We start from the raw sequence: 1,290 nt of genomic DNA on the forward strand, positions 1-1,290 counted from the left end.
GACCTGCCCGCGGCGCAGCAGCCCGAGTACCCCGACCCCGAGGCTCTGCGCGCAGTGATCGCGGACCTCGAGTCGTATCCGCCGCTCGTCTTCGCGGGCGAGTGCGACCAGCTGCGCGCCCGGATGGCGGCCGTCGCCAGGGGAGAGGCGTTCCTCCTCCAGGGCGGCGACTGCGCCGAGGCCTTCGACGCGGTGTCCGCGGACCACATCCGCAACAAGCTCAAGACGCTGCTCCAGATGGGCGCCGTGCTCACCTACGCCGCCTCCGTGCCCGTGGTGAAGGTCGGCCGGATCGCCGGCCAGTACTCCAAGCCGCGCTCCAAGCCGACCGAGACCCGCGACGGCGTGACGCTGCCGACCTACCGCGGCGACTCCGTCAACGGCTTCGACTTCACCGAGGAGGCCCGGGTCCCGGACCCGGAGCGGCTGAAGCGGATGTACCACGCCTCGGCCTCCACGCTGAACCTGGTGCGCGCCTTCACCACCGGCGGCTACGCCGACCTGCGCCAGGTGCACGCCTGGAACCAGGACTTCGTGAGGTCGTCCCCGTCCGGCCAGCGTTACGAGCAGCTGGCGCGCGAGATCGACAACGCGCTGAACTTCATGCGGGCCTGCGGCACGGACCCGGAGGAGTTCAAGACGGTCGAGTTCTACGCCTCGCACGAGGCGCTGCTGCTGGACTACGAGTCGGCGCTGACCCGGGTGGACTCGCGTACCGGCCGGCTGTACGACGTCTCCGGGCACATGGTGTGGATCGGTGAGCGCACCCGGCAGCTGGACCACGCGCACATCGAGTTCGCGTCGAGGATCCGCAACCCGATCGGCATCAAGCTCGGTCCGACGACGACGGCCGAGGAGGCGCTGCAGTACATCGAGCGTCTGGACCCGGAGCGTGAGCCGGGCCGGCTGACCTTCATCGTGCGGATGGGCGCGGACAAGATCCGGGACAGGCTTCCGGAGCTGGTCGAGAAGGTGACCGCCTCGGGTGCGACGGTGGCCTGGGTGACCGACCCGATGCACGGCAACACCTTCGAGGCGGCCTCCGGGCACAAGACCCGCCGCTTCGACGACGTGCTCGACGAGGTCAAGGGCTTCTTCGAGGTCCACAAGGCGCTCGGCACCCACCCGGGCGGCATCCACGTGGAACTGACCGGCGACGACGTCACCGAGTGCGTGGGCGGCGGCGACGAGATCTTCGTCGACGACCTGCACCAGCGCTACGAGACGGCCTGCGACCCCCGGCTGAACCGCAGCCAGTCCCTCGACCTGGCCTTCCTCGTCGCCGAGATG

1 protein-coding gene is annotated in these 1,290 nt (G+C 70.0%); it reads left to right on the forward strand.

What is annotated here, in order from left to right:
* The coding region (locus IE260_RS41005) for a class II 3-deoxy-7-phosphoheptulonate synthase (RefSeq protein WP_189881019.1) at window positions 1–1,290 on the forward strand (1,290 nt) is incomplete at both ends.

This window comes from Streptomyces viridiviolaceus, assembly GCF_014650995.1.
Lineage (GTDB): Bacteria > Actinomycetota > Actinomycetes > Streptomycetales > Streptomycetaceae > Streptomyces > Streptomyces viridiviolaceus.